This window comes from Kitasatospora sp. NPDC005856, from assembly GCF_040629945.1.
In the GTDB taxonomy this organism is placed as follows: Bacteria; Actinomycetota; Actinomycetes; order Streptomycetales; family Streptomycetaceae; genus Kitasatospora.
Genome location: NZ_JBEXWT010000030.1, coordinates 37,884 through 64,838 on the forward strand (window position 1 = coordinate 37,884; position 26,955 = coordinate 64,838).

The 26,955-nt window shown below is 74.2% G+C and carries 21 protein-coding genes and 1 pseudogene; 10 read left to right on the top strand and 12 right to left on the bottom strand.

Features of this window, described 5'->3' with window-relative positions:
- Positions 1-121 precede the first annotated feature (121 nt).
- A complete protein-coding gene (locus ABZ449_RS19660) occupies positions 122-2,554 on the top strand; it encodes a DEAD/DEAH box helicase (protein ID WP_360347265.1) in 2,433 nt (810 codons plus the stop codon).
- On the opposite strand, the gene ABZ449_RS19665 is transcribed toward ABZ449_RS19660, so the two are convergent.
- The 6 genes from ABZ449_RS19665 to ssd form a co-directional block, all read right to left on the bottom strand.
- Positions 2,549-3,106, bottom strand: coding sequence for an Rv3654c family TadE-like protein (locus tag ABZ449_RS19665; RefSeq protein ID WP_360347267.1), 558 nt, complete (start codon positions 3,104-3,106; stop codon positions 2,549-2,551). The two genes, ABZ449_RS19660 and ABZ449_RS19665, sit on opposite strands and share 6 nt — an antisense overlap.
- Positions 3,094-3,456, bottom strand: a complete 363-nt coding sequence (locus ABZ449_RS19670) for a TadE family type IV pilus minor pilin (RefSeq protein WP_360347269.1) — start codon at positions 3,454-3,456, stop codon at positions 3,094-3,096. The genes ABZ449_RS19665 and ABZ449_RS19670 overlap by 13 nt, the downstream gene beginning before the upstream one ends.
- Positions 3,457-3,724: 268 nt before the next feature.
- Positions 3,725-3,925, bottom strand: coding sequence for a DUF4244 domain-containing protein (locus tag ABZ449_RS19675; RefSeq protein WP_360347351.1), 201 nt, complete (start codon positions 3,923-3,925; stop codon positions 3,725-3,727).
- Positions 3,926-4,049: 124 nt separating this feature from the next.
- Complete coding sequence (locus ABZ449_RS19680; protein ID WP_360347271.1) at positions 4,050-5,858, bottom strand: type II secretion system F family protein; 1,809 nt, start codon at positions 5,856-5,858, stop codon at positions 4,050-4,052.
- 142 nt (positions 5,859-6,000) lie between these two features.
- Positions 6,001-7,347: a TadA family conjugal transfer-associated ATPase gene (locus ABZ449_RS19685; protein WP_360347273.1), complete on the bottom strand. Its 1,347-nt coding sequence runs from the start codon at positions 7,345-7,347 to the stop codon at positions 6,001-6,003.
- Positions 7,347-8,471, bottom strand: a complete 1,125-nt coding sequence (gene ssd / locus ABZ449_RS19690) for a septum site-determining protein Ssd (RefSeq protein ID WP_360347275.1) — start codon at positions 8,469-8,471, stop codon at positions 7,347-7,349. Before ssd ends, ABZ449_RS19685 begins: the two co-directional genes overlap by 1 nt.
- A gap of 823 nt (positions 8,472-9,294) precedes the next feature.
- Here ssd and ABZ449_RS19695 point away from each other — a divergent pair.
- The gene (locus tag ABZ449_RS19695; RefSeq protein ID WP_360347353.1) at positions 9,295-10,092 is read left to right on the top strand and encodes an HAD-IB family hydrolase; all 798 of its coding nucleotides are present in this window, start codon (positions 9,295-9,297) and stop codon (positions 10,090-10,092) included.
- 411 nt (positions 10,093-10,503) lie between these two features.
- Here the strand turns inward: ABZ449_RS19695 and ABZ449_RS19700 are convergent, their stop codons facing one another.
- Positions 10,504-11,394: an oxidoreductase gene (locus ABZ449_RS19700; RefSeq protein ID WP_360347277.1), complete on the bottom strand. Its 891-nt coding sequence runs from the start codon at positions 11,392-11,394 to the stop codon at positions 10,504-10,506.
- 217 nt (positions 11,395-11,611) lie between these two features.
- On the opposite strand from ABZ449_RS19700, the gene ABZ449_RS19705 reads away from it, so the two are divergent.
- From ABZ449_RS19705 to ABZ449_RS19735, 7 genes are all read left to right on the top strand, one after another.
- Positions 11,612-12,619: an ATP-binding protein gene (locus tag ABZ449_RS19705; protein WP_360347279.1), complete on the top strand. Its 1,008-nt coding sequence runs from the start codon at positions 11,612-11,614 to the stop codon at positions 12,617-12,619.
- A 482-nt stretch (positions 12,620-13,101) separates the two neighbouring features.
- Entirely contained in the window at positions 13,102-15,534 is a 2,433-nt protein-coding gene (locus tag ABZ449_RS19710) for a bifunctional SulP family inorganic anion transporter/carbonic anhydrase (RefSeq protein WP_360347281.1), read from the top strand.
- A 242-nt stretch (positions 15,535-15,776) separates the two neighbouring features.
- Complete coding sequence (gene acs, locus ABZ449_RS19715; protein WP_360347283.1) at positions 15,777-17,741, top strand: acetate--CoA ligase; 1,965 nt, start codon at positions 15,777-15,779, stop codon at positions 17,739-17,741.
- Positions 17,742-18,170: 429 nt separating this feature from the next.
- Positions 18,171-19,577 carry a Na+/H+ antiporter NhaA gene (gene nhaA / locus ABZ449_RS19720; RefSeq protein ID WP_360347285.1) on the top strand — a complete coding sequence of 469 codons (1,407 nt, stop codon included), beginning with the start codon at positions 18,171-18,173 and terminating at the stop codon, positions 19,575-19,577.
- 188 nt (positions 19,578-19,765) lie between these two features.
- Positions 19,766-20,242: a phage holin family protein gene (locus ABZ449_RS19725; RefSeq protein ID WP_360347287.1), complete on the top strand. Its 477-nt coding sequence runs from the start codon at positions 19,766-19,768 to the stop codon at positions 20,240-20,242.
- An 83-nt stretch (positions 20,243-20,325) separates the two neighbouring features.
- Positions 20,326-21,456 (top strand): alpha/beta fold hydrolase, encoded by a 1,131-nt coding sequence (locus ABZ449_RS19730; protein ID WP_360347289.1) that lies wholly within the window; start codon positions 20,326-20,328, stop codon positions 21,454-21,456.
- Between the two features lie 266 nt (positions 21,457-21,722).
- Positions 21,723-21,932, top strand: coding sequence for a hypothetical protein (locus ABZ449_RS19735; protein WP_360347291.1), 210 nt, complete (start codon positions 21,723-21,725; stop codon positions 21,930-21,932).
- A gap of 59 nt (positions 21,933-21,991) precedes the next feature.
- On the opposite strand, the gene ABZ449_RS19740 is transcribed toward ABZ449_RS19735, so the two are convergent.
- The 4 genes from ABZ449_RS19740 to nth form a co-directional block, all read right to left on the bottom strand.
- Positions 21,992-22,693 carry a metal-dependent hydrolase gene (locus ABZ449_RS19740; RefSeq protein ID WP_360347293.1) on the bottom strand — a complete coding sequence of 234 codons (702 nt, stop codon included), beginning with the start codon at positions 22,691-22,693 and terminating at the stop codon, positions 21,992-21,994.
- Between the two features lie 281 nt (positions 22,694-22,974).
- Positions 22,975-24,162, bottom strand: coding sequence for a MarP family serine protease (locus ABZ449_RS19745; RefSeq protein WP_360347295.1), 1,188 nt, complete (start codon positions 24,160-24,162; stop codon positions 22,975-22,977).
- Positions 24,163-24,208: 46 nt separating this feature from the next.
- A complete protein-coding gene (locus ABZ449_RS19750; protein ID WP_360347297.1) occupies positions 24,209-24,982 on the bottom strand; it encodes a CoA pyrophosphatase in 774 nt (257 codons plus the stop codon).
- A complete protein-coding gene (nth, locus tag ABZ449_RS19755; RefSeq protein WP_360347299.1) occupies positions 24,979-25,857 on the bottom strand; it encodes an endonuclease III in 879 nt (292 codons plus the stop codon). Before nth ends, ABZ449_RS19750 begins: the two co-directional genes overlap by 4 nt.
- A 123-nt stretch (positions 25,858-25,980) precedes the next feature.
- Between nth and ABZ449_RS19760 the strand changes: the two are divergent.
- Positions 25,981-26,382, top strand: a pseudogene (locus tag ABZ449_RS19760) (response regulator); the annotation flags it as partial.
- A gap of 68 nt (positions 26,383-26,450) precedes the next feature.
- On the opposite strand, the gene ABZ449_RS19765 reads toward ABZ449_RS19760, so the two are convergent.
- A complete protein-coding gene (locus ABZ449_RS19765; protein ID WP_360347301.1) occupies positions 26,451-26,951 on the bottom strand; it encodes a MarR family transcriptional regulator in 501 nt (166 codons plus the stop codon).
- Positions 26,952-26,955: the final 4 nt, after the last annotated feature.

Sequence of the window (26,955 nt, forward strand, 5' to 3'; positions counted from 1 at the left end):
AAGCCTCAGCGCTGCGACCCACGGCCATACGGCCGTCACGGCCACATTCAACCACCTGCGACCATGCCCGCACGATGGCTTACGACGATTCTCCGTCACGCCGGTGACACACTGGGTCCCCATGCCGCCCCGACACAGCCCGCCCGAGGCACTGCTCACGACCCTGGCCACCAGCCGGGGGCGGTCCGACCGGCTCACCCATACGGAGCACCTTCCCGCCCGGCCTGCACGTTATTCACCGTGGCCCGACTCGATCCGTCCGGAGGTCGTCGCCGCGGCACGCGCCCTCGGGGCGGAACAGCCGTGGGCGCACCAGGCAGAAGCGATGAATCTGGCCAAAAGCGGCCAGACTGTGGTGATCGCCACAGGCACCGCCTCGGGCAAGTCGCTGGGCTACCTGGCGCCGGTGCTCAGCGACCTGCTGGACGGCACCGAGGCCCGCAACGGCCGCGGCGCCACCGCCCTCTACCTGGCTCCGACCAAGGCGCTCGCCGCCGACCAGCGCCGCCGGGCGGCCGAACTGGCCCCGCCGAGGGTCCGCGCCGCCCTGTACGACGGCGACACCCCGCCCGAGGAGCGCGAGTGGGTCCGCCAGTACGCCTCCTACGTGCTCACCAACCCGGACATGCTCCACCGGGGCATCCTGCCCGGCCACGCCCGCTGGTCCTCCTTCCTCAAGGCGTTGCGCTACGTGGTCGTCGACGAGTGCCACAGCTACCGGGGCGTGTTCGGCTCGCACGTCGCCCAGGTGCTGCGGCGACTGCGCCGCGTCTGCGCCCGTTACGGCTCGTCACCCACCTTCCTGCTGGCCTCCGCCACCACGGCCGACCCGGCCGCGACCGCCCGGCGGCTGACCGGCCTTCCCGCCGTGGCCGTCACCGAGGACGCCTCACCGCGCGGACCGATGGTCTTCGGCCTCTGGGAGCCGCCGCTGACCGAGAACATCGGCGAGCACGGCGCGCCCGTGCGCCGCACCGCGACCGCCGAGGCCGCGCACCTGCTGACCGACCTGGTCGAACGGGAGATCCGCACCGTCGTCTTCGTCCGCTCCCGGCGCGCCGCCGAGCTCGTGGCGCTCCAGGCCCAGGACCAGCTCGACCGCCCGCTCGCCGGACGGGTGGCCGCCTACCGCGGCGGCTACCTCGCCGACGAACGCCGCGCGCTGGAACGCGACTTGCACTCCGGCCGACTGCTCGGCCTCGCCTCCACCTCCGCTCTCGAACTGGGCGTCGACATCTCCGGCCTCGACGCCGTCCTGATGGCCGGCTACCCCGGCACCCGGGCCTCGCTCTGGCAGCAGGCGGGCCGGGCGGGCCGGGAGGCCCAGGGCGCGCTGGCCGTCCTGATCGCCCGGGACGACCCGCTGGACACCTACCTCGTGCACCACCCGGAGGCGCTCTTCGCGGCACCCGTCGAGGCCACCGTGCTCGACCCCGACAACCCGCACGTGCTCGCCCCGCACCTGTGCGCGGCCGCCGCCGAACTCCCGCTCACCGATGCGGACCTGGAGCTCTTCGGGCCGTCCACCGCGCCGCTGCTGCCGGTCCTGGAGCGGCGCGGCCTGCTGCGCCGGCGCAGCGACGGCTCCTGGTACTGGACCCGTCGCGAGCGCGCGGCCGACGCGGTGGACCTGCGCGGCAGTGGCGGCAGCCCGGTACAGATCGTCGAGGCCGACACCGGCCGACTGCTCGGCACGGTGGACGCCGCGGCCGCCCACACCACCGTTCACACCGGGGCCGTCCACCTGCACCAGGGCCGCACCTACCTGGTCCGGGAGTTCGACCTGGAGGACTCCGTGGCCCTGGTCGAACCGGCCGACCCGCCGTACACCACGGCCGCCCGTGACATCACCTCCGTCTCCGTCCTGGACACCGACACCACCGTGGAGTGGGGCGAGGGCCGGCTCTGCTTCGGCTCGGTGGAGGTGGTCAACCAGGTGGTCGGCTACCTCCGCAAACGGATCTCCACCGGGGAGATCATGGGCGAGACCAAGCTCGACCTGCCGCCCCGCACGCTGCGCACCCGCGCGGTCTGGTGGACCGTCACCGAGGACCAGCTGCTCGACGCGGACATCCCCCTCGACCAGTTGCCCGGCGCCGCCCACGCCGCCGAGCACTCCTCGATCGGCCTGCTGCCGCTGTTCGCCACCTGCGACCGCTGGGACATCGGCGGTGTCTCCGTACCGCTGCACCCGGACACCGGCCTGCCGACCGTGTTCGTCTACGACGGCCACCCGGGCGGGGCCGGCTTCGCCGAACGCGGCTTCCGGAGGGCGGTCCAGTGGCTGACGGCCACCCGGACGGCGATCGCCTCCTGCGAGTGCGAGCGCGGCTGCCCGTCCTGCGTCCAGTCGCCCAAGTGCGGCAACGGCAACGACCCGCTGGACAAGGCCGCCGCCGTACGGCTCCTGGACGTCCTGCTGGCCGGGGCGCCCGACACCGCGCAGACGCCGGACGGACCGAAGGCGCCGGAGACGCCGGACGGGCCGGATCCGGTCGCCGGGCCCGAGGCGGCGGCCTCGGAGCCGGACGGTGGAACGCCCGCCGGTTCATGAGCCCGCCGCCGGAGCGCTCGGGGTTCCGGCGGAAGCCTCGCCCGACCCGGCCGGGGTTTCCGTGGGAGCCCCGCCCGGCCCGGTGTCCGGGACGTCCTCGGGGCCGGTGACCGGGGCCCGTACCGGCCCGGCCCGGGCCCTCGCCCGCGCCGGGCCGACCCGCAGTCGGGCCGGGAGCCCGCGGACCTCCACCTCGGCCACCACCTCGACGGCGTCCGCCGGCCGGTCGACCGCGCAGGACACCAGCCCGGCGCCCTGCGCGGCGGCGATCCCGGCGGCCCGGGCACAGCCGCCGTCCTGGTCCAGCAGCAGTCGGTCCGCCGCGGCGAGGGCCGCGAGGTCGGCCGCCGACTCGGCCCGGTGCCGTGCGGCGACCACCGAGCCGACCGCGATCGTCCCGGCGAACACCGCCGTGCCCAGCATCACCAGGGCGAGCAGCCAGACCGTCGCCGAACCGGCGTCCGGCCCCCGTCCGCCCGCCGCCACGGCTCGGGCCGCACGGGCACGCCCCGCCCGCACCGCCGTCTCCCGCAGCCCGGTCAGGACGGCCACGGGCCACCGCCTCCCTCCGTGACCGCCACCAGGACGTCCTCCCGGGCCGCCACGGCCGTCGCGCCGAGCCGGACGGCGAGCAGCCCGCCGAGCCGGCCCGGCCCCGTGCACGGCGCCTCCACGTCGACCCGCACCGTGTCGGCCGCCAGGGCCACCCGGACCTGTGCGCCCGGCGGGGCCGCCGCGCGGGCGAGTTCGGCGGCGTCCGCTTCCCCGCGCGCGGCCGCCCTCGCGCCGACCCGGGCGGCGTCCACGCAGCGGATCTGCGCGGCCGCGGCGAGCACGCCCCAGATCAGCATCGCCGCGAGCAGGAGGAGCGCGGGCAGCGCCACCGCCGTCTCCGCGGTCACGAAGCCCGCGTCGCCGCGCGGCCGCGACGCCCACGCCCGGCCGGCACCGCGTTCCCCCGACCGGCCGGAACCCTTCCTCGGGCGCCTGTCGCCCACCGGGAGCGCGGACGGGACGGCGTCGAGGCGGGTGCCGCGCGTGGCGGCGGGGGCGCCTCCCGGCCGCCAGGCCGGTTGCCGTCGGCGGCCGACGGCAACCCCACGGGGCGCTCCCGCGCCCAGGGCCCTCCCGGCCGTGGGAGGCCCGCCGGCAGGGGTCCCACGACCCGTCCTAGGTGGCATGGAGCGCCCGCACCAGCATGTCGGTCAACGCCCCCGTGATGGCCTCGCTGGTCACCACCTTGTACAGCCCGGCCGCGAGGGCGCAGGCGCCCAGCGTTCCCACGGCGTACTCGGCCGTGGTCATCCCGGCGTCCGAGCGGCCCCGGAGCCGGGCCACCCTGCGCACCCGGCAGGCCGCCCGGCGGCTCATCCGCCGCCACGTCCCGGCCGACGGGCGGAGCGGACGCCCGGCACCGGGACCGATCGCGATCACTGCGGTCATGAGATTCTCCTGTCGTTCGTTGTCCGTCGATGTCCGTGCAACCGACTCTCGGTCACATCCCTTGGGCAAAACGGCTGGTGAGGCCTACGACCACCGGCACCACTCCGATCAGGACGAAGGCCGGGAGGAAACAGAGCCCCAGCGGCGCGGTGGCGAGCACCGCGGCCCGGCGAACCCGGGCGTGGGCCGCGCGGGCGGCGGCAGTGCGCTGCCCCTGCGCCAGCCCGATCAGCGGGCCGGCGGCGGGGGTGCCGCCGAGGCTGCTGCGCTCCAGACAGCGCGCCAGCGACGCCAGCGACGGGTGCTGCTCGCCCAAGCGGCTCCAGCACAGCTCCGGCGGAGCGCCCAGGGCGAGTTCGGCCCCGATCGCCACCAGCCGGGGGCCCAGCGGCGCGCCCACGCTCCGGCCCACCGCCGACACGGCATCCGAGGGCAGCGCCGCCGAGCCGAGGCAGGCTGCCAACAGCTCCGCACTCAGGGGGAGTTGCCTGGTCAGCAGCTCCTCGTCACGGGCCGATCGGCGGTCAGCCGGCGACCGTGCCCGGGCCGACCACCGGTGGACGCCCACCGCCAGCAGAACCCCGACGACCAGTCCGGCACCGCCACCGACCAGCACCGCCACCGCGAGCCCGGCGACGGCCGCCGTCACCACCCGCCGTCGACGCCCGACGCCCGAGGCCGTCAGCCCGCTTCGCCTCTCCGCCTCCGCTCCGGCTCGGGCCCGGGCCCGGGCGAGTACCCGTCGGCGCCTCACCCGGCCACGCACCGGAGTCCACGCGGCCGCAGCCGCGCCCGCCGTGAGGGCTACTGCCACGCACGCGATGCCTCGCATCACCTCACCCCCGCCCCGAGCGCCCGCGCGCACCCGCGACAACCCGCAGGCCGGCTCGCTCGCCCGAAGAGCGGGCACCGTACGGCCGAAGGCCCGACTCCGCTCATGGCGCCCCGGAGGAGCCTCCAGCGCGCCGTGGGCCGCCGCCCGGACGATGCGGGCCGTCCAGAGCACGCCCAGCCCCTCCAGGGCCGCCCCCGCCACGAGGCAGCCCAACCCGACCGGGGTGTGCAGCAGGACCTCCAGCGGGTGCGCCCCGAGGGCCGCACCGAGGAGCAGCCCGACACCCGGCAGCGCGGCCAGGACGGCGATCGTCGCGCGCGGCCCGGCCAGTTCCCCGGCGATCTCCTCCGCGAGCGCCCGCTCGCCGCGCAGCGCCTCGGCGACCCGGTCCAGCGCGGCGGCCAGCCCCGACCCGCTGTCCGCGGCCACCCGCCAGCAGGCCGCGATGGCCGCTGCTCCGCTACCGCCCGGCAGGTCGGCCAGCAGGTGCAGCGCGGCGGGCACGTCGCCGCCGTAGCGGCCGGCCGCGAGCCGGGCCACCGGCTCCTCGCCGAGTCTGCGCAGCCCCTCCGGGTCGGCGGCGAGCCGCGCGGTCACCAGGTGCAGCGCCTGCTCCGGCGTCGCCCCGCCGCGCAACTCCCCCGCCAGGCCCGCGCAGAGCTCCACGACGGCCGCGGCCCGGTGTCGCGCCTCCGCCGCCAGGCGTCGCCGCACCCGCCAACTGCGCAGCGGCAGGACCGCCAGGGCCGCCGCGAGCACCGGCACCGGCGAGACGGTGGCCTGCCCGGCGGCCAACCCAACCGGCAGGAGCAGCAGTTCGGGCGCCAGGAACTCCGGCAGCCGGCCCCGGGCCCCGGCCCGCACCACCACGTCCGGGCCCGCTCTCAGGACCGCGGGCCCGCTGCCCGCCAGCACCAGCCTGGAGCGTCGCCCGCCCGGCAGCTGATCCTGCAGTGCGCGCCACGCGGCGACGGCCACCAGACACAGCACCATCGCCCAGCAGAAAGCCTGCTGACCTTGCGTCATGTACGCCACCTCCGTCGTCCTCGACCTTTCCGTCCCACGCCACCGAGCAGCACCAGGGCACCCACGGCGCACCCGCCCAGCAGCAGGGCGAAGGCGAGTCCCACCACCCGTGCCTCCACGCTCGCCGCCACCACCACCGCGATCACGAGCGCCCCGACCCGAGCGACACCCCACGCGCCGCCAGCAGTCCGATCAGCCGCTCCCAGCCCGCACCGGGGCTCAGGCCGCCGGACACCGGGAAGGCCACCGCGGGTGTGGTCACGGCCGACCCGTCACCGGCTCCGGTCAGCGTGTGGATCTCCGCCACCCGGCGCCGCCCCGAGCCCGGATCACGGACCAGGTGCACCACCACGTCGAGCGCGGCCCGCAGTTGGCTGTGCAGCGCCGGCCGGTCGAGACCGGCGAGCGAGCCCAGGGCCTCCAGTCGGACCGGCACGTCCGCCGCCGTGTTGGCGTGGACCGTGCCGCAGCCACCCTCGTGTCCCGTGTTCAGCGCGGCCAGCAGGTCCGACACCTCGGCACCGCGGACCTCACCGATCACCAGCCGGTCCGGGCGCATCCGCAGCGCCTGGCGGACGAGGTCCCGCAGGGTGAACTCGCCGAGCCCCTCCTGGTTGGGCGGCCGGCTCTGCAACCGGACCACGTGCGGGTGGGCCGGTTGCAGTTCGGCGGAGTCCTCGGCGACCACGATCCGCTCGTCCGGCCCGACCAGGCCGAGCAGGGCCGACAGGAGCGTGGTCTTCCCGGAGCCCGTCCCACCGGACACCAGCATCGACAGCCGGGCCCGCACGATGCCCGCCAGCAGCTCGGCGCCTTCCGGCGGCAGCGACCCACCCGCCACCAACTCGTCGAGCGTGAACGGCCGGGGACGGCAGACCCGCAGCGAGATGTGCGTGCAGCCGGCCGCGATCGGCGGCAGCACCGCGTGCAGCCTGGTGCCGTCCGGCAGTCGGGCGTCCGCCCACGGACGGGCGTCGTCCAACCGCCGGCCGGCCGCGGTGGCCAGCCGGTGGGCCAGCCGCCGCACCGCCTCGGCGTCGGCGAAGCGGACTCCGGTGGCTCGCTGCAGGCCGCCGCCACGGTCGACCCACACCTCGTCCGGACCGTTCACCAGGACGTCCGTGACGTCGGGCGCCGCCAGCAGCCGGTCCAGCGGGCCCGCACCCACCAGTTCGGCGCGCAGCGAGCGCACGGTGTCCAGGACCTCGTCCCCGCCGAGCGGCGGGCGGGTGGCCCGCAGCGCGGCGGCGACCGAGCCGGCCGTCGGCGCGGCCCCCGACTCGGCCAGCCGCAGCCGGACCGCGTCCACCAGGGCCGCCGTGCGCTGCTCGCGGGCCGTGCGGCCGTACGGGCAGGGCCCGGACCCGTGCCCGGGCTCCGGCGGCCCACCGGGCGGCGGCACGCTCCGCAGCGGCCGGTGCTCCCGCGCACCGCCGCCGCCCGGGCCGGGCGAGCCGCTCCGGAGAACCGTTCTGCGCAGACGGACCATCAGTACACACCTCCCCCGACCGCCGGCACCGGCGGCAGCACTTCGTTCAGGAAGCTCGCGCAGAAGCGCGCGAGCGGACCGCTCTCCCGGCTCCCGGGCGGGACGCCCTTCACCACGTCCTGCGCCAGGCCCGGCTCAGGCTCCAGCTCTCCGGCCAGCGGCAACCGCAGCCCGCGGACGATCTGCCGGGCCGGGAGCCCACCGGCCCGCGCCGGCCGCACCACGGCCCGGACGTCCCCGAGCCGCATCCGGGCCGCCGCCGCGACCCGGTCGGCGGCGGCCACCGCGCGCAGCTCGGCCGAGACCACCAGCAGCGCCAGGTCGGACTGCTCCAGCGCCTGCCCGGCGGCCGCGTCCAGGTGGCGGGGCACGTCGACGACCACCAGCCCGCCGCGCCGTCTGGAGGCGGCCAGCACGCTGCGCATGGCCTCCGGCGGCACCGTCAGGGTGTCGCCGCGGTCCCAGGACAGGCAGGACAGCGCGGAGAGCCGTTTGAGCGCCGGCAGCGCCCTGGCCAGCTCGGCTCCGCTGACCCGCCCGCGGGAGCCGGCCAGATCGGGCCAGCGCAGCCCGCTGACCCGCTCGCCGCCGAGCAGGATGTCCAGGCCGCCGCCCAGCGGATCGCCGTCCAGCAGCATCGTCCGCCGGCCCGCCCGCGCGGCCGTCACCGCCAGCGCGCAGGCCAGGGTCGAGGCTCCGGCCCCGCCGGACCCGCCGAGCACCGCGACGGTGACCGCCGGGCTGCCGACGCCCTCGGCCGCGTCGGCGATCCGGTCGAGCAGCCAGGCCTCGGCGTCGGGCAGGAACAGCACGTGCTCGGCCCCGAGTTGGACGGCTCTGACCCACACCCCGGGGTCGTCCAGGTCCAGCCCGAGCAGCAGCACCCCGCCGCGCCGGCCCAGCCCGGAGCAGTGGACGGCCTGGTCGTCCCCGACCAGGACCAGCGCGGCCCCTTCCCAGAGCTCCCGCGTCGGCGGTGCGCCGCGGACCAGCCTCGGCTCGGTGCCCGCCGCCGCGCAGATCCGCAGCAGGTGCTCGGCCAGGCCTTCGTCCTCGGTGACGACGAGCGGCCCGGCGACCGCGGGGCCCTCGGCGGTGATGTGGTCGGCGATCGGCGTCGACATGGATTCTCCCCTCCGCGCCGCCGACCACCGGGGTGGCCGACGGCGCACGTCGGACGGTTCCGACGACGGCCGCCCGACAGACCTCCGGGGGTGGAAGGGGTGAGGCCCTGTCCGGCGACCGCCGCCGGATATCACGGTGGGGGGAGATCAGGAATCCGTCATCCGAGTTCCGATTGCCTGTGGATAACTCGTGGGCTGTGGAGAAATCGTTCACCCGAGCGGGGGGCTAATCGGCGAAGAATTGACGAAAGGGGGTCACCGAGATGAACCGGCGACCCGTCGCATCCCGTTCGAAGCACTCCCGACCGGTGCTCGACACCTTCCGGAGACCGCTTCCGAGCGGCCCGCGCCACCGATCGGAACCAGCCGTTCGATCCCCGCCGCACATGAGCAAATGGCAACGCAGAGTGACGAAAGTCGATCGCCGGGCCGAGGTGACGACACCCCCTGTAAGCCGCCGGCACGGCGGCGGCGAACGCACCGCGAGGGGCGTTCAAGCCCTGAAAATGGCCCCGGACGTGCGACGACCCCCGCCGGGGGGGAGAGCGGGGGTCGTCTATCCACAGCCCGGCTCGGGGGGGAGGAGCCGGACCGGGTTAGCACGGTCGCGAACGATCCGTGACTTCCATGGTGTACCCGAGCGGCCAGAAACACAAACCCGCACGCCCACGAGTACGCCGAATGGCGGGGTGTTTTGCGGCTCCCTCTATCCTCGGTTCCCGTGGACACCACCGAGAACGCCGACGACTACGCCGACGAGTCCCAGGGCGACACCACCGGGCCCGAAGAGCTCCGCCCGCCCGTTCGCCCTCGACCCGGCGGGCTGCGCACGGCGGCCTTCTTCGACCTCGACAAGACCATCATCGCCAAGTCCAGCGCGCTGGCCTTCAGCCGCCCCTTCTACCAGGGCGGACTGATCAACCGTCGGGCCGTACTGCGCAGCGCGTACGCCCAGTTCGTCTTCCTGGTCGGCGGCGCGGACCACGACCAGATGGAGAAGATGCGCGAGTACCTCTCCGCCCTGACCCGGGGCTGGAACGTCCAGCAGGTCCGCGAGATCGTCGCCGAGACCCTGCACAACCTGATCGACCCGATCATCTACGACGAGGCGGCCTCGCTCATCGAGCAGCACCACGCGGCCGGCCGGGACGTGGTGATCGTCAGCAGTTCCGGCTCCGAGGTGGTCGAGCCGATCGGCCGACTGCTCGGCGCGGACCACGTCATCGCCACCCGGCTCAAGGTCGAGGACGGCTGCTACACCGGCGAGATCGAGTACTACGCCTACGCCGAGAACAAGGCCGCCGCCATCCGGGAGTTGGCCGCCACCGAGGGCTACGACCTGGCCTCGTCCTACGCCTACAGCGACTCCTCCACCGACCTGCCCCTGCTGGAGGCGGTCGGCCACCCGTCGGCGGTCAACCCCGACCGCGCGCTGCGGAAGGAGGCGCAGGCCCGGGACTGGCCGGTGCTGGTCTTCGAGAAGCCGGTGGAACTGCGGCGCCGGCTGCCCGAGTTCTCCGCCCCGAGCGGTTCGGTGCTGACCGCCGTGGCGGCCGGGACGGCGGTGCTGACCGCCGGGGTGATCTGGTACCTCGCCCGCCGGCGCCGCCCCGTCGCCTGAGGCCGTGCCGCCCCGCCCTCCTTGGACAAAACGGTCAACCGGGACAGACTTCTCGTTTCGGGTTCCCCTTTCGCCCGAAACGCGATACAAATGAAGCACGGCCCGCGAGACCCGGTCAGGACCTAAGAGGTCAAACCGACAACGCAGTTCAGGCCCCACGGACCGCACGTACAGATATCCGGGCACCCACATGCAGCCGACCCGCTGTCGGGCCGCCGGACCAGACGAACGGGCAGGATCCCCGTCTGATCGGCACTTCCGGTGCATGCATGGTCACCCGGTATCTGCACCAGCGGCGGCACCCGGCAGGATCAGGTGCCGCCGCATCCTCGTCTTCGCGCACCCTCTTCACGCGCCCCCGCCGAGCGCCCGCGCCCCCTCGTGGGGCGCGGGCCGCCGCGGTCCGACCACTCAGACCATCCCGCGCTGCATCGCCTCGCAGACCGCCGTGCTCTCCCGGACGCCGAGCCGCAGCGCCCGGCCGCAGTGCGCGATCCAGGACGCCATCCCTTCGGGGGTGCCCGCCAGGTAACCGGCCAGGGCCCGGCGGTGGGCGGCGGTGCCGAGCTCCGCCAGGCCGACCTCGGCCGGACAGATCGACTTCGGGTCGAGCCCCTCGGCGATCAGCACGATCCGCTGGGCGGCCCGCGCGATCACGCCGTTGTGACTGCCGAACGGCCGCAGCGCGAGCAGCTCGCCGTGCACCACCGAGGCCACGACGAGGGCCGGCGTGCCCACGCCCTGGCCCTCCGCCCGGGCCACCAGCAGCCGGGAGAGCTGGTCGAGCCGGGCCGCCACCTCCTCCGCGCCCGGAGCGGGCGGCAGCACGGGCAGCGGCCCGTCCACGGCGTCGACCTCGACGCTCTCCACCGGCTCCAGTTCCAGCGGGAACAGCTCCTCGGCGCCCTCGCCGACCCGCCGCGGGCGCCCGGCGGCCGGATCGCCGTCGCCGACCGCGAGCAGGTGCAGCCGGGCCAGCACCTGGAGCGGCGAGTGCCGCCAGATGCTCAGCAGCTGGCCGGCCTCGGCGGCGATCCGCAGGGCCGCGCCGACCGTCCGGGCTTCCGGGTCCGCGCCGAAGTCGCTGCGGCGGCGGACCTCCTCCAGCGGCCAGTCGGCCCCGGCCAGGGCCGCCGACGCACGGGCGCCGCGCAGCGCGGACTCGGAGGTGACCTCGGCCGCGCGGCGGCGCATCACCCGGTGGCCGTAGAGCCGGTCGACGGCCTTGCGCACCTCGGCCACCGCGTCGGGGACCCCGGGGAGCTGGGCCAGCGGGGCGAGGGGATCAGTTCCAGTGCTCACCTACCCGAGGGTAATGAACGGGCCGCCCCTCCCGGAACAGCAACCCCGCATCACCCGTTAGAGGCAATCCTCACTTCCCGCCCACGGCGGAACCCAAACCCCGGCTAGCATGACCACTATCGGAGACGATAACGATTTCCAACTAGGGCCCGCGACGCGCGCACCCTGGGCAGGCGGCCCCGCAGCGAGGGCCCTGAGCGAGAGCCGGAGTCCCCAGATGAAGATCGCCTTCGTCGGCAAGGGCGGCAGCGGGAAGACCACGCTGTCCGCGCTGTTCATCCGCCACCTGGCGGCCATGGGCCGACCCGTCATCGCCGTGGACGCCGACATCAACCAGCACCTGGGCCCCGCCCTTGGGCTGACGGACGATCAGGCCGCCGAACTGCCCCCGCTGGGCGGCCACCTGCCGGAGATCAAGGAGTACCTGCGCGGCAGCAACCCGCTGATCCGCTCCTCCGACGAGATGATCAAAACCACGCCGCCCGGCCGCGGTTCGCGGCTGCTGCGGATCGTCGAGGAGAACCCGGTCTACGCCTCCTGCGCCCGCCCGATCGCCCTGGACGAGGGCTCGGTACGGCTGCTGGCCACCGGTGCGTTCACCGAGGAGGACCTCGGGGTGTCGTGCTACCACTCCAAGGTCGGCGCGGTGGAACTGCTGCTCAACCACCTCCTGGACGGTCCGGGCGAGTACCTGGTGACCGACATGACCGCGGGCTCGGACTCCTTCGCCTCCGGCCTCTTCACTCGCTTCGACCTGACCTTCCTGGTCGCCGAGCCGACCCGCAAGGGCGTCTCGGTCTACCGCCAGTACCGGGACTACGCCCGCGACTTCGGCGTGCAGCTGCGCGTGGTCGGCAACAAGGTGCAGGGCCCGGACGACCTGGCCTTCCTGCGCCGCGAGGTCGGCGGCGACCTGCTCACCACCTTCGGGCAGTCGGACTGGGTGCGCCGCCTGGAGCAGGGCACCGAGCCGCCGCTGAAGTCCCTGGAGCCGGCCAACCGGGCCGTGCTGGAGGAGCTGCGGGTCGAGGCCGACGCGGCGCACGGGCGGCGGGACGCGCGCCGCTACACCGAGCAGGCGGTGCTCTTCCACCGCCGCAACGCGGAGAGCTGGGCCAACTCCAAGGTCGGCATCGACCTCGCGACACAGGTGGACGGGGATTTCGTCCTGGGCGAGCTCGCGGACGACGGCGGGCGCACGGCCCCGGCGGGCGCCCACGCCTGACCCGCACCACCGCAGCCGAACGGGCCGCGGCCTCCCCATCCGGGAGGCCGCGGCCCGTTCGCCATGCCCTGCCCGTGCCCACCCCGGCCCCCACCCCGGCCCCCGGCCCGGCCTGCGGGCCGGAGGATGCCGCGCCCGCTGCCACCAGCAGATTCCCGACCGTTCGACCACCACCCATTGGGGTGAATCAGGGGGTTTTCCGCTTCCCTCCCGGAACCACGCTGTGCAAAGCTTTCATTACCCTCGGTTTACCGAGTCTTGATGGTTCGCCCGGCGGCCCCCGGTGAGACGTCCCGCACCTCGCCCGGAGCCCTGGCGGGCCTGATGGTCAACGCCGGCCGGTAACACCCGCACTCCCCCGCCGCGCCCACGCCATCCCGCCACACCGTCGCGACCCACGACAGCCGATCCGCCCCGGAGCCCCACCCCGGACCCACCACCGGACCTGACTGCGTTCGTTCCCCCGGACAGACGGGAAGACCATGCCCCTCGACATCTCCAGTGCCCCCATCGCCTCCGACACCACCGACCACGCGCCGCCGGGCCAGAGCCCCCGGGTCCGGTGGGCCCAGGACCTCTCCGCGTCCCTGGTGGTCTTCCTCATCGCCGTGCCGTTCTCCCTCGGCATCGCGCTCGCCACCGGCGCCCCGCTCACCGCCGGTCTGGCCGCCGCGGCCGTGGGCGGGATCGTGGTCGGGCTGTTCGGCGGCACACCGCTCCAGGTCAGCGGCCCCTCGGCGGCACTGACGGTGGTCACCACCGGGCTGATCGCCCGGTACGGCTGGCAGGCCACCTGCGCCATCACCATGGCCGCCGGCCTACTCCAACTCCTGCTCGGCGCACGCCGGGTGGCCCGGACGGCACTCGCCGTCTCGCCCGCGATCGTGCACGGCATGCTGGCCGGTGTCGGGATCACCATCGCCATCGCGCAGCTCCACGTCGTCCTCGGCGGCTCCCCGCAGAGCTCCGCGATCGCCGACATCCTGGCCCTGCCCCGCCAGTTGGCGGGCCCGCACCCACCCGCGGTGCTGGCCGGCGCGGTGACCGTGGCCGTCCTGGTCGGCTGGCCCAGGCTCGGCCGACTCCCCGGCCGTGCCGGCGAGTTCGGCGGCCGGCTGGCCAGGGTGCCCGCGCCACTGGCCGGGATCGCGCTGGCCACCGCACTCGTGTTCGCCCTGGACCTGCGGCTCGCCCACATCGAGCTGCCCGCCTGGCGGCCGCAGTCGCTCCTGCCCGCCCTGCCGCACGGCCCGGTCCTCGGGCTGATCGCCGCCGTCCTCACCATCACCGCCGTGGCCAGCGTGGAGTCGCTGCTGTCCGCCGTCGCGATCGACCGGATGTCCCGGCGCACCGGCGACCTCGACCGCGAACTGCGCGGCCAGGGCCTCGCCAACCTGGTGAGCGGACTGGTCGGCGGGCTGCCGGTGGCCGGGGGCGCGGTGCGCAGCACCGCCAACGTGCGGGCCGGCGGCCGGACCAGGTGGGCCTCGGTGCTGCACGGCGTCTGGGTGCTGGCCGCCGCGCTGGCGCTGACCGGCGGGCTGCGCCACATCCCGCTGGCCGCGCTCGGCGCGCTGGTGCTGGTGGTCGGACTGCAGATGGTGAGCTTCGCGCACATCCGCAAGGTGCACCGGCACCGCGAGTTCCCCGTCTACCTGATCACCGTGCTCGGTGTGGTGGCCGCCGGCGTGCTGTGGGGCGTCGCGATCGGCGCCGGCACCGCCATACTGCTCGCCCTCTACCGGCTGACCCGCGCCCACGTGGACGTGGAGAGCGGCCCCGACGGCACGGTCACCGTCCAGACGCACGGGCCGCTCACCTTCACCGCCGTGCCCCGGCTCAGCCGGGCGCTGGCGGGAGTTCCCACCGGGGCCGAGGTCACGGTGGTCCACGACGGCTCCTTCCTGGACCACGCCGCCTACGAGACGCTGCACACCTGGCGGGCCGGGCACCAGGACGCGGGCGGCCGGGTCTCGATGGTGACGCGCCGCCAGGACGACGAGGTGCTCGACCCGGACGGCACCGTGCGCGCGGGCAGTTCGGCGAGCCCGCACCGCTGCCGGGCCTGGACGCCCTGGGTCGGCCACCACTGCATCGAGCAGCAGGAGGACCCGCACGGCCGGCTGCTGGACGGCGTCCGGGTGTTCCAACTGCACACCGCCCCGCTGATCAGGCCGGAACTCGCCAGGCTGGCGCGCGAGGGGCAGACGCCCTCCCAGCTCTTCCTGACCTGCGCGGACTCCCGGATGGTCACCAGCATGATCACCAACAGCGGTCCCGGTGACCTGTTCACCGTGCGCAACGTGGGCAACCTGGTGCCCGCCCCGCACGAACCCGGAGCGGCGGACGACTCGGTGGCCGCCGCGGTGCAGTACGCGGTGGAGGTGCTGGAGGTCCGCTCGATCACGGTCTGCGGCCACTCCGGCTGCGGCGCGATGCAGGCCCTGCTGGACGGCGTGCACGAGCGCCCCGGGCCGCCCACCCCGCTGGCCCGCTGGTTGCGCAACGGCCGCGGCTCGCTGGACCGGCTCCGACGGGCCCCGGCGGAGTTCGCCACCCGGCCCGCGGTGGACGTCGTGGAGCAGCTCTGCATCACCAACGTGGTTCAGCAGCTGGACCAGTTGATGGCGAACCCGGCGGTGGAGCGCCGGGTCGAGGAGGACACCCTGCGGCTGGTCGGGATGTACTTCGACTTCGCGACGGCCCAGGCCTACGTCCTGGACCGGGCCGCCGGGACGTTCAGCCCGGTCGAGGCCCGCACCGGCAAGCGGACGAACGGAATCGAACACCACGCCGATGCCCCCCTCGCAACCGGCCCCGATGTCCAGCCGAACACAGCATCGGCCGAACGGGTGAGGGAGGGAGATCGGGTTCCGGCCGAGGGCAGCGAGGAGGGCCCCCGGCTGGCCGCCTGAGAGCCGGGTCCGTGTCCCCGCCGGGCGGGCCGGGGCACGGGCCCACCCTCCCCCGAACGGCCGTCCGGTCCCACCCTGCGGACCGCGCGGGGGACCGGTCGGCCATCGGTCAAAGGTCTACACCAATTCCCAGGAGCCTCTTGTCAACTGCCCCGTTCGCCTGGTGAGCTGTGCGCTGGGACACACGGGACAATCCCCACGCACGGGAACGCCCCCGATCATGACTCGATGAGGAGTGCGCGTTGAGCAACGAGAGCCTGGCCAACCTGCTCAAGGAGGAGCGGCGCTTCGCCCCGCCGACAGAGCTCGCCGCAGCCGCCAACGTCACCGCGGCCGCGTACGCGCAGGCCTCCGAGGACCGTCTGGGCTTCTGGGCCGAGCAGGCCCGCCGCCTCACCTGGGCCGTCGAGCCGACCGAGACCCTCGACTGGTCCAACCCTCCCTTCGCCAAGTGGTTCGCCGACGGCAAGCTCAACGTCGCGTACAACTGCGTCGACCGCCACGTGGAGAACGGCCTGGGCGACCGGGTCGCGATCCACTTCGAGGGCGAGCCCGGCGACGGCCGCTCGATCACCTACGCCCAGCTCAAGGACGAGGTCTCGCAGGCGGCCAACGCCCTGCTGGAACTCGGCGTCCGCAAGGGCGACCGGGTCGCCGTCTACCTGCCGATGATCGCCGAGGCGGTCATCGCGATGCTCGCCTGCGCCCGGGTCGGCGCCACCCACTCGGTGGTCTTCGGCGGCTTCTCCTCCGACGCCGTCGCCTCCCGCATCCAGGACGCCCAGGCCAAGCTGGTCATCACCGCCGACGGCGGCTACCGCCGCGGCAAGCCCTCCGCCCTGAAGCCGGCCATCGACGAGGCGCTCACCAAGGTCGACGGCGTCGAGCACGTCCTGGTGGTCCGCCGCACCGAACAGGACATCCCGTGGACCGAGGGCCGCGACGTCTGGTGGCACGAGATCACCGCGCGCCAGTCCACCGAGCACACCCCCGAGGCGCACGACGCCGAGCACCCGCTGTTCATCCTCTACACCTCGGGCACCACCGGTAAGCCCAAGGGCATCCTGCACACCTCGGGCGGCTACCTCACCCAGGCCAGCTACACCCACCACGCGGTCTTCGACCTCAAGCCGGAGACCGACGTCTACTGGTGCACCGCCGACATCGGCTGGGTCACCGGCCACTCGTACATCGTCTACGGCCCGCTCTCCAACGGCGCCACCCAGGTCATCTACGAGGGCACCCCGGACACCCCGCACCAGGGCCGGTTCTGGGAGATCGTCCAGAAGTACGGCGTGACGATCCTCTACACGGCACCGACCGCGATCCGCACCTTCATGAAGTGGGGCGACGACATCCCCGCCAAGTTCGACCTGTCCAGTCTGCGGGTGCTGGGCAGCGTCGGCGAGCCGATCAACCCCGAGGCCTGGATCTGGTACCGCGAGCACATCGGCGCCGGCACGTGCCCGATCGTGGACACCTGGTGGCAGACCGAGACCGGCGCCATCATGATCAGCCCGCTGCCGGGCGTCACCGAGACCAAGCCGGGCTCGGCCCAGCGCGCCCTGCCGGGCATCGCGGCCACCGTGGTGGACGACAACGCCGTCGAGGTGCCGAACGGCTCCGGCGGCTACCTGGTGCTCACCGAGCCCTGGCCCTCCATGCTCCGCACCATCTGGGGCGACGACCAGCGCTACATCGACACCTACTGGTCGCGCTTCGAAGGCCGCTACTTCGCCGGCGACGGCGCCAAGAAGGACGACGACGGAGACATCTGGCTGCTCGGCCGGGTGGACGACGTCATGCTCGTCTCGGGCCACAACATCTCCACCACCGAGGTCGAGTCGGCCCTGGTCGGCCACCCCTCGGTGGCCGAGTCCGCCGTGGTCGGCGCGACCGACGCCACCACCGGCCAGGCCATCGTCGCCTTCGTGATCCTGCGCGGCGGCATCACCGAGAGCCCCGAACTGGTCGAGGAACTGCGCGCGCACGTCGGCCGCACCCTCGGCCCGATCGCCAAGCCCAAGCAGATCAAGGTCGTCGGCGAACTCCCGAAGACCCGCTCCGGCAAGATCATGCGCCGCCTGCTGCGCGACATCGCCGAGGGCCGCGAGGTCGGCGACACCACCACCCTGGCCGACAGCACCGTCATGAGTCAGATCCAGGCCCAGCTGCCCTCCCCGGACAACAGCAACGGCAACGGCTGAGCCCACAACGGCAACGGCAACGGCAACAGCTGAACCCACAACACCGGCAACCGTTGAGCCCACAGAACTGACAACGGCCGAGCCCACGGCGCCGGCAACGGCTGAGCGCCACTGAGACGACGGCTGTGCCCAGGGCGGTGATCACCGCCCTGGGCACAGCCGTTTCGTCGGCCGCCATCCGGGCGTCGAGCCGCTGTCGGCGCCGTTCGAGTACGGGGCCGCTGCTCCTCCGGAGTGCGGAACCGGCCCGCAGGGATTAAGTCCTTTGTTAGGACAATCCGGATGTCACCCAACCGTCCCGCTAGACTGCTAAGGACGCATCAAGATCCCTGACGGGAGTCGCGGGCGTCACAGGGCGCGCCGGGAAGTCTGGTCGGCAACTGCACCACCCGTGCATCCGTTGCCGCTCCCAGCCCCAGGAGGTCCCGCGTGACCGACCAGCCGCCCGTCCACGAGCCGACGACCCGCCGCCGGCAGTTCCTCGGCCGGCTGTCACTGCCCGAGCGCACCTTCATCACCGACGCCCTGCGCACCGAGACGGTCGGCGGCGTGCTGCTGCTGGGCGCCGCCGTCATCGCGCTGATCTGGGCCAACGTCTGGCCGCAGGCCTACCAGAGCGTGCTCGACTACACCGTCGGCCCCTCCGCCCCGCTCCACCTCCACCTGTCCCTGGCCACCTGGGCCCAGGACGGCCTGCTGGCGATCTTCTTCTTCGTCGCCGGGATCGAGCTCAAGCGCGAGTTCGTCGCGGGTGAGCTGCGCACGCCCAGTGCCGCGCTGCTGCCCGTGGTCGCCGCCGTCTGCGGGGTGGCGCTGCCCGCGATCCTCTACGCCCTGGTGAACTCCGGCAGCGGCGGGCACCTCGGCGGCTGGGCGATCCCGACCGCCACCGACATCGCCTTCGCGCTCGGCGTGCTGGCCGTGGTCGGCAGCCACCTGCCGTCCGCGCTGCGCGCCTTCCTGCTCACCCTGGCGGTGGTCGACGACCTGATCGCGATCCTGATCATCGCGATCTTCTACAGCCACGGCATCAAGTTCTGGGCGCTCGGCCTCGCCTTCGTCGGGCTGGCGCTGTTCTGGTTCCTGCACCGGCGCGGCGTCCACGGCTGGTACCTCTTCGTGCCGTTGGCCTTCGTGACCTGGGCGCTGATGCACGAGAGCGGCATCCACGCCACGGTGGCGGGCGTCGCGATGGGCCTGATGCTGCGCTGCCACCGGGAGGGCGACGAGCAGCACTCCCCCGGCGAGCACATCGAGCACCTGGTCCGCCCGCTCTCGGCCGGTCTCGCCGTACCGCTGTTCGCGCTGTTCTCGGCCGGAGTGGCCGTCTCCGGCCCGAAGCTGCGCGAGGTGTTCACCCAGGCCGCCCCGCTGGGCATCGTGATCGGCCTGCTGGTCGGCAAGTCGGTGGGCGTGTTCGGCGGCGCCTGGCTGACCGCCCGGTTCACCAGGGCCGAACTGAACCCGCGGCTCAAGTGGGCCGACATGGTCGCGGTCTCGGTGCTCGCGGGCATAGGTTTCACCGTCTCGCTGCTGATCAGCGAGCTGGCCTTCCCGGACGACCCGGCGCTCGCCGCCCGGGCCAAGACGGCGGTGCTGGTCGGCTCGGTGCTCGCCGCGGTGGTCGCCACCGTCCTGCTGAAGCTGCGCAACCGGCACTACCGCGAGCTGTGCGAGGAGGAGGACCGGGACGTGGACGGGGACGGCATCCCCGACATCTACCAGGAGGACGACCCGGCCTGGCAGGCGAGGGCCGGAGAGTCGGCCCGCCCCACGACCGGCGAGGAGCGCGGCTCCGGCACCGGCCGCCAGGGGCGGCCCGGACACCCCGGCTGAGGCTCCGGAGCGCCCCCGATGGCCGGGACACATCCCTCCGCCGGGGCCCCGGAGTGGTGTCCGACTGACCGGTAGAGGCATGATTCTGAGCTGTCGACAACCCACAGACGCCTCCGGACCCCCCACCGGCCCCGGAACCGCACACCCGCGGCGGCGTCACGCCGCACAGCCGCAGAGGAGAACCGCTGATGCCCGCAGGAGCCGCAGACCCGTCCAGCAACGGCCGGGCGCCCTACGAGGGCGAGCGTTCGGTGGGGCAGCTGTTCGCGGCGGCCACCGCCGACCTGTCCGCGCTGGTCCACGACGAGATCGCGCTCGCCAAGGCCGAGATCCGGGCGGACGTCAAGCGCGGCGTCTCCGGCGGCGTCTCGCTGATCGTCGCCGGTGTGGTGGCGCTGTTCTCCATCCCGATGCTGAGCGCCGCGGCGGCCTTCGGCATCCACGCGCTGGGCCTGGCGCTGGGCTGGTCCTTCCTGATCGTGGCGGGCGCCTACCTGCTGCTCGCGGTGCTGCTCGGGATGCTGGCCTGGCGCTCGTTCAAGAAGATCGAGAAGCCGGTGCGCACCATCGAGGGCGCCCAGAAGACCGCCGACGTGCTGAAGAACGCCCGGCCGCGTCCGGCCACCCAGGAGGAGATCGACCGGGCCTTCGGCCGCATCCCGTAACCGACCCCGTGGCGGCGGGCACCGGACCCGCCGCCACGAGTGCCGGGCGCGTGTCCGGCGAGCGGATGTGACACGCTCTCGGTATGCCGCTTGACCAGACGCCCGTGCCCGCGCAGCCGTCCCCCGACTCCGGTGCCAACCCCGGTGCCGGCTCCGGCGCCGACTCCGATGCCGGACTCACCCCCGAAGGCCCCGCGGGACCCGAAGTCCCCGGCACCGCCCCCGAGGGAACCGGCCCGGCACCCGTGCGGGGGGCCGAACGGGAACCCGTCGAAGCGGCCTCCTCCGGGAACCCGGCCGCCGGCGGCGAGGAGGCCTGGAGCGTCCGGCAGACCGGCCCGTGGACGCACCGCGACCTCGCGGCCAACGGCGCCCGCTTCCACATCGCCGAGCTGGGCTCCGGCCCGCTGGTGCTGCTGGTGCACGGCTGGCCCGAGTACTGGTGGGCCTGGCGCCACCAGCTGACCGCGCTCGCCGAGGCCGGCTACCGGGCGGTGGCGCTCGACCTGCGCGGCATCGGTGGCAGCGACCGCACCCCGCGCGGGTACGACCCGGGCAACCTCGCCCTGGACATCACCGGAGTGATCCGCTCGCTCGGCGAACGCCGGGCGCACCTGGTCGGGCACGCCTCCGGCGGCACCCTGGCCTGGGTGGCGGCCGTGATGCGACCGTCCGTCATCCAGAGCCTGACCGTCGTCTCCGCCGCGCACCCGCGGGACCTGCGCCGGGCGCTGCTGACCGACCGCCGGCAGTTCGCCGCCTTCGAGCACGTGCTGGGCTTCCAGCGGCCGTGGATACCGGAGCGCCGCCTGGTGGCCGACGACGCCGAGCTGGTCGGCCGCTACCTGACCTCCTGGACCGGTCCGAACGGCCTGGACGAGGCCGCGGTGCACGCGTACCGGCAGGCGATCCAGATCCCCAGCACGGCGCACTGCTCGATCGAGCCGTACCGCTGGCTGCTGCGCTCGATGGCCCGGCCGGACGGCATCCAGTTCGCCCGGCGGATGAAGAAGCCGATCAGCGCGCCGACCCTGCACGTCCAGGGCGCGGCGGACCCGGTGCTGCTGTCGCACACCGCGCTCGGCGGCGGCGAGTACGTGGCGGCGCCGTACCGCTGGCGGCTGCTGCCGGGCGTCGGGCACTTCCCGCACGAAGAGGTGCCGGAGGAGTTCACCGCCGAGTTGCTGGACTGGGTCGGCCGCCACAAGGAGTGACGCCGGACGCGACGGGCGCAACGGACGCAGCCACGCGCAGCGGACGCAGCCGGCCGGCCCCAGCCCGACCCGGTCGCACGCAACCGGATCCGGTCGCACCCGGCCGGCCCCGGCCGCACGCGTCCGAACGCGTCCGAACGTGCGGTCGACCGGAAGGGCCCTTGGACCCAACTCCCTTACATTGTCGCTCATATGACAATCGCATAGGCCAATTTCGAAGGAGTCCGGGCGGTTACCTCCACCGGCCCAGGGGCATCCCTTCCGGTATGAGTTGGATGCCCGAAAGCGGCGGCGCCCCGCGCGGCCGACGTCACAACAGCCCCCAGCGCTCCGCCCACCGGCCCGACCGGGCGGACGACCTCGGCTTCGACGGCCCCGACGGCCGCCGGCACACGGAACGGCGGCAACTCGGCATCCCCCGCATCCTCGGCCGGCGCGCCCGCTGGGTGGGCGCACGACTGCGGCGCGAGACCTGAGGCCTCGCGCCGCCCCGCATCGACCAGTGCGCCAAGCCCCCGGCCCCCGGGCGGCCCGTTCAGTTCACGATCGTCGGCGACAGCGCGGTGAACCAGAGCAGGACGAAGGTCGCCACCGACATGATCGGCACCAGCACCTTGGTCTCGACGCTGTTGCCGCTGCGCTTGATCAGCACGACCTCGTAGCGCTCCTTGTGCGGCCAGAGCAGCGGTGCGCCCTTCTTGGTCAGGCAGTCGCCGAGCAGGTGCGCCAGCGTGCCCAGGGCCACCGCGTACGGCAGCCAGCCCGGCGAGCTGGGCATCCAGGTGTTCATCCCGAAGGTGCCGAGCGCGGCTAGGCCGATGACGGTGATCCAGGCCTCCGGGCCGTCGCCCGGCGGGCAGAGCCGCAGGGCCCGGATGGCGAGCGCGAGGAGGAAGAAGGTCAGCCCGAGGGTGAAGTTGCGGCCCAGGTAGGTGACCCCGGCCCAGGTGCCGCCGCCCATCAGCGCGACGAACAGCAACGAGTGGGTGGCGTGCCGGTGGCCGCCGGAGACCCAGGCCACCAAGCGGCAGAGCACCTTGGAGACGGGGCCGAGGAAGTTGGCGATCGAGCCGTCGTGGTGGTCGAGGTCCGGCAGCAGGGCCGCGCCCGCGCACAGCACCGTGCCCATCAGTATGTCCGCCGGCTGCAGGGTGGTGTGCAGCAGCAGCGGGGGCAGGAAGGGAGCCGAGGCCGCGTACAGCATCGCCCCGCTCACCGCGTGCGAGTGACCCATCATCGGAGTGCCACGACCTCCCGTCGGGCCCACGCCGGGACGGCGCCCGGTTGAGCCGAACGGGTGAGCGCGGCCGACGCTACCAGGGCTACCTGACGGGGCGACGGATATCGCACGGACCGGCCCGGCGCGCCCGTCGGGCCACCGCCGGGCCACCGCCGGGCCACCGCCGGGCCACCGCCGGAGCGGAACCCATCAGCACCATGCCCGCCCGAACCGCACCCACCCGCACCCGCCCACCCGAACCGCACCCACCCGCACCACGCCCGCCGGAACGGCACCCGTCAGAGCGCGCACCCCTGGGTGTCCACCCGCGCGGTCGCTGCGCCGCCCTGCTCGACGTCCTCGCGCACCTCGGCCGCGGTCAGCACGTACCCGGTGTCCGCGCTGTCCAGCGACTTGGCGAAGACCACGCCGTACACCTCGCCGTCCGGGGTGAGCAGCGGGCCGCCGCTGTTGCCCTGCCGGACCACCGAGCGCACCGAGTAGACGTCGCGGACCACCTGGCCGCGGTGGTAGATGTCCGGGCCGTTGGCCTGGATCCGGCCGCGGATGCGGGCCGGCTGGACGTTGAAGGCGCCGTTCTCCGGGAAGCCGGCCACGATCGCGCTGTCGTTGGTCTTCGCCTCGCCGGCGAAGGCCAGCGCGGGCGCGTTCAGCTTGGGCACGTCCAGGACGGCGATGTCGCGCTGCCAGTCGTAGCGGACCACCGTCGCGTCGTACAACTGGCCGATCCCGCCGATCTGCACGGTCGGCTCGTTGACCCCGCCGACCACGTGGGCGTTGGTCATCACCCGGTGCGGGGCGAAGACGAAGCCGCTGCCCTCCAGGGTCTTGCCGCAGGAGGTCGCCGTGCCGACCACCTTGACCAGGCTCTGCTTGGCCCGCGCCACCGCCGGGCTGGCGGCGAGCGCCGGGTCGGGGCTGTCGACCTGGGTGATCGGCTCGTGCTCGAAGGGGTTGAACACCTGCGGGAAGCCGTTGCGGGCGAGCACCTTGGAGAAGTCCGAGAACCAGTTCGGCGCGTCGCCGGGCAGCGCGTTCTGCACCCCGCCGAGGACCGCCGAGGAGCGCACCTGCTTGGAGACCGTCGGCAGCGAGGCCCCGGCCAGCGCCGAACCGATCAGCCAGGCCACCAGCAGCATCGAGACGACGTTCACCACCGCGCCGCCACTCGCGTCCAGTACCCGGGCCGGGCGGCGCCCGATGTGTCCGCGCAGCTTCCAGCCGAAGTGCGCGGTGATCGCCTGGCCGATCGCGGCGAGGACGATCACCACCACGACCGCCACCACCGAGGCCGTGGTGCCCGGGCCGATGTGATCGAGCACCAGCAGCGGCAGCAGTTCGACGGCGAGCAGGCCGCCGCCGAGGAAGCCGACCAGCGAGAGCACGCCGACCACGAAGCCCTGCCGATAGCCCGACACGGCGAATGCCACGGCCGCGGCGATCAGCAGCACATCCAGGACGTTCACTCGGACACCCTCCCACGGTCCGCCCGCCGCACGCGCCGGCGGTCGGTCACGAAGCGTCGGCGTCGCCGCTCGACAGCACCCGGGAGTGTTCGAGGTCTCCCTGGACCAGGGCCAGCGCGTCGTCCGAGAGGTCGACGATCCGGGACGGGTCCCAGGGCAGCTCCAGGCCGCTGTGGTGCATCACCCGGTCGATCACCCCGGCGGTGAAGCCCCAGACCAGCCGCCCGGCGACCGTGAAGGCCGGCCCGATGTGCCCCGACGGGTGGCGCAGCCGCACCCGGTTCTCCGGGTCCGCCAGCTCCGCGATCGTGACTCGGAACACCGCGCCGGTCTCGGCCGTGTCCACCGGGCGCACCGGCGACTCCTCGCGCCACCAGCCGAGCACCGGGGTCACCACGAAGCCGCTCACCGGGATGTACAGCCGGGGCAGCTCCGCGAACACCTGCACCCCGGCCGGGTCCAGGCCGGTCTCCTCCCATGCTTCGCGCAGCGCCGCCGCGATCGGGCCCGGGCCGTTCGGATCGCCGTCCTCCGGGTCCAGCACACCGCCCGGGAAGGACGGCTGTCCGGCGTGCGAGCGCAGCGAGCGGGCCCGCTCGATCAGCAGCAGGTCCGGGCCCTCCGGCCCCTCGCCGAACAGCATCAGCACGGCCGCCGGCCGGCCGCCCTCGGGCGGCGGCAGGAAGCGGCTCAGCTGCTCCGGCAGCACCCGCTCGGCCGCTTCCCTGACCGGCTCCAGCCAGGTCGGCAGCCCGTCGGCCTCGACGCCCCGCGCGACTCCCCCGGCCTCCGGCCCCAGCTGCCCGCACCGCCCGCTCATGCGTCCACCGCCAGGTCCGCGACCCGTCCGTGGTGGTCGGCGGCGTCCGCGCGGGCGGCCGCCTCACCGGGGAAGTCGGCCGGCGGCCGCAGCCGCTGCCCGGGCTGGCCACCCATCTCGTACTTCAACAGCTTGCGTGCCTTCTCCGGGTCGGTCTCCCCCTCGCCGTACGAGGGGCAGAGCGGCGCGATCGGGCAGGCGCCGCAGGCGGGCTTCTGGGAGTGGCAGATCCGGCGGCCGTGGAAGACCACCCGGTGCGAGAGCATCGTCCACTCCGACTTCGGGAAGATCTCGGCGACGGCCGCCTCGACCTTCACCGGGTCCTCCTCGGTGGTCCAGCCGAACCGCCGGGCCAGCCGCCCGAAGTGGGTGTCCACGGTGATGCCGGGGACCCCGAAGGCGTTGCCGAGGACGACGTTGGCGGTCTTGCGGCCGACACCGGGCAGGGTCACCAGGTCGGCCAGCCGGCCGGGGACCTCGCCGCCGAACTCGTCGCGCAGCGCTGCCGAGAGGCCCAGGAGCGACTTCGCCTTGTTCCGGAAGAAGCCGGTCGGGCGGATGATCTCCTCCAGCTCCTCCGGGTTCGCCGCCGCCATGTCCTCCGGCGTCGGGTACTTCGCGAACAGCGCCGGGGTGGTCTGGTTCACCCGCAGGTCGGTGGTCTGCGCCGACAGCACGGTGGCCACCAGCAGTTGGAACGGGTTCTCGAAGTCCAGCTCCGGATGCGCGTACGGGTACAGCTCCGCCAGCTCGCGGTTGATCCGCCGGGCCCGCCGCACCATCGCCAGGTGCGATTCCGGCTTCCTCGGCTTCACCGCCGCCTTCTTCGCCACCGGCTTCTTCGCCGCGGCCTTCCGGACCTTGCTCTCTGCCATGCACGAAGGCTACGCCGACCGGCGGACCGCGCGCGGCCGATCAAGCACGGAAACCGGCTCTGGCAAGGCCTGTTGTCTCATGAAGTCCGCTCGTGGCCGTCACCTGACAGGGGGAGAGTACGGATGATCAGGGTCCTGCTGACAGAGGACACGAGCATGGTCCGCGGCGCGCTGACGGCCCTCCTCGCGTACGAGGAGGACCTGGAGGTCGTCGCCGACGTGGAGCGCGGGGACGAGGTGGTGCCGACCGCCCTGGAGGTGCGCCCGGACGTCGCGGTGCTCGACATCGACCTGCCCGGACTGGACGGGCTGCGGGCGGCGGCCGAACCGCACGAGAAGCTCCCCGGGTGCCGGACGCTGGTCCTCACCGGACTGGTGCGCCCCGCCCACCTGCGCGCTGCCTTCGCCGCCCGCGCGCTCGGGTTCCTCGGCAAGGACGCCCCGGCGCGGGAGCCGGCCGCGGCGATCCGCCGGGTGGCGGCCGGCGAGCGCGTCGTCGACCCGGAGCCGGCACTGGCCGCGTACGCCCGCACCACGAGCGTAGTTTCCCGTCCGGGCCGCCTCGTTGACGCGCGGTCAGGGCACCGACGGGCTCAGCCCAGGGTGCTGCCGATCGTCCCTTCCAGGCTGTTCAGCAGGCCACTGAGGGCCTCGGCGAGCCGGTCCAGCTCGGCGGGGGTGAGTCCGGCCAGCAGGGCGCGGTCGTGGGTGACGAGTTCCTGGATCAGGCCGTCCACCAGCGTCCGGCCGTCCTCGGTGAGCGCGAGGTGGGCGACCCTGCGGTCCCGGTCGTCGGTGCGGCGGCTGACCAGGCCGCGCTCCTCCAGCAGCCGCAGGCGCTTGGTGACGGCGGCGCCGGAGGCGAAGCTCTCCCGGGCCAGCTGGGTGGGGGTCAGCTCACGGTCCAGGCGGCGCAGGGCGCCGAGGATGTCGAACTCGGCGCGGGTGAGGCCTGCCCGGGTGAGCGGGTCGGGGGTCTGCTGGAGCAGCGCGGCGCAGCGGTTGATCCGGCCGAGGACGGCGATCGGGCCGGTGTCCAGCCCCGGGTAGGCCCGCTCCCACTGGCGCAGCACACCTGCGACGACGTCCTCCACGTAC

Bases quoted from the DNA above. Each gene is read 5' to 3' on its own strand.
- ABZ449_RS19725 (WP_360347287.1), top strand. From the start codon at position 19,766: ATGCCCGCAGGAGCCGCAGACCCGTCCAGCAACGGCCGGGCGCCCTAC.
- ABZ449_RS19680 (WP_360347271.1), bottom strand. From the start codon at position 5,858: ATGACGCAAGGTCAGCAGGCTTTCTGCTGGGCGATGGTGCTGTGTCTG.
- ABZ449_RS19740 (WP_360347293.1), bottom strand. From the start codon at position 22,693: ATGATGGGTCACTCGCACGCGGTGAGCGGGGCGATGCTGTACGCGGCC.
- ABZ449_RS19735 (WP_360347291.1), top strand. From the start codon at position 21,723: ATGAGTTGGATGCCCGAAAGCGGCGGCGCCCCGCGCGGCCGACGTCAC.
- ABZ449_RS19750 (WP_360347297.1), bottom strand. From the start codon at position 24,982: ATGAGCGGGCGGTGCGGGCAGCTGGGGCCGGAGGCCGGGGGAGTCGCG.
- ABZ449_RS19660 (WP_360347265.1), top strand. From the start codon at position 122: ATGCCGCCCCGACACAGCCCGCCCGAGGCACTGCTCACGACCCTGGCC.
- ssd (WP_360347275.1), bottom strand. From the start codon at position 8,471: ATGTCGACGCCGATCGCCGACCACATCACCGCCGAGGGCCCCGCGGTC.
- nth (WP_360347299.1), bottom strand. From the start codon at position 25,857: ATGGCAGAGAGCAAGGTCCGGAAGGCCGCGGCGAAGAAGCCGGTGGCG.
- ABZ449_RS19685 (WP_360347273.1), bottom strand. From the start codon at position 7,347: ATGGTCCGTCTGCGCAGAACGGTTCTCCGGAGCGGCTCGCCCGGCCCG.
- ABZ449_RS19705 (WP_360347279.1), top strand. From the start codon at position 11,612: ATGAAGATCGCCTTCGTCGGCAAGGGCGGCAGCGGGAAGACCACGCTG.
- ABZ449_RS19675 (WP_360347351.1), bottom strand. From the start codon at position 3,925: ATGAGCCGCCGGGCGGCCTGCCGGGTGCGCAGGGTGGCCCGGCTCCGG.
- ABZ449_RS19710 (WP_360347281.1), top strand. From the start codon at position 13,102: ATGCCCCTCGACATCTCCAGTGCCCCCATCGCCTCCGACACCACCGAC.
- ABZ449_RS19730 (WP_360347289.1), top strand. From the start codon at position 20,326: ATGCCGCTTGACCAGACGCCCGTGCCCGCGCAGCCGTCCCCCGACTCC.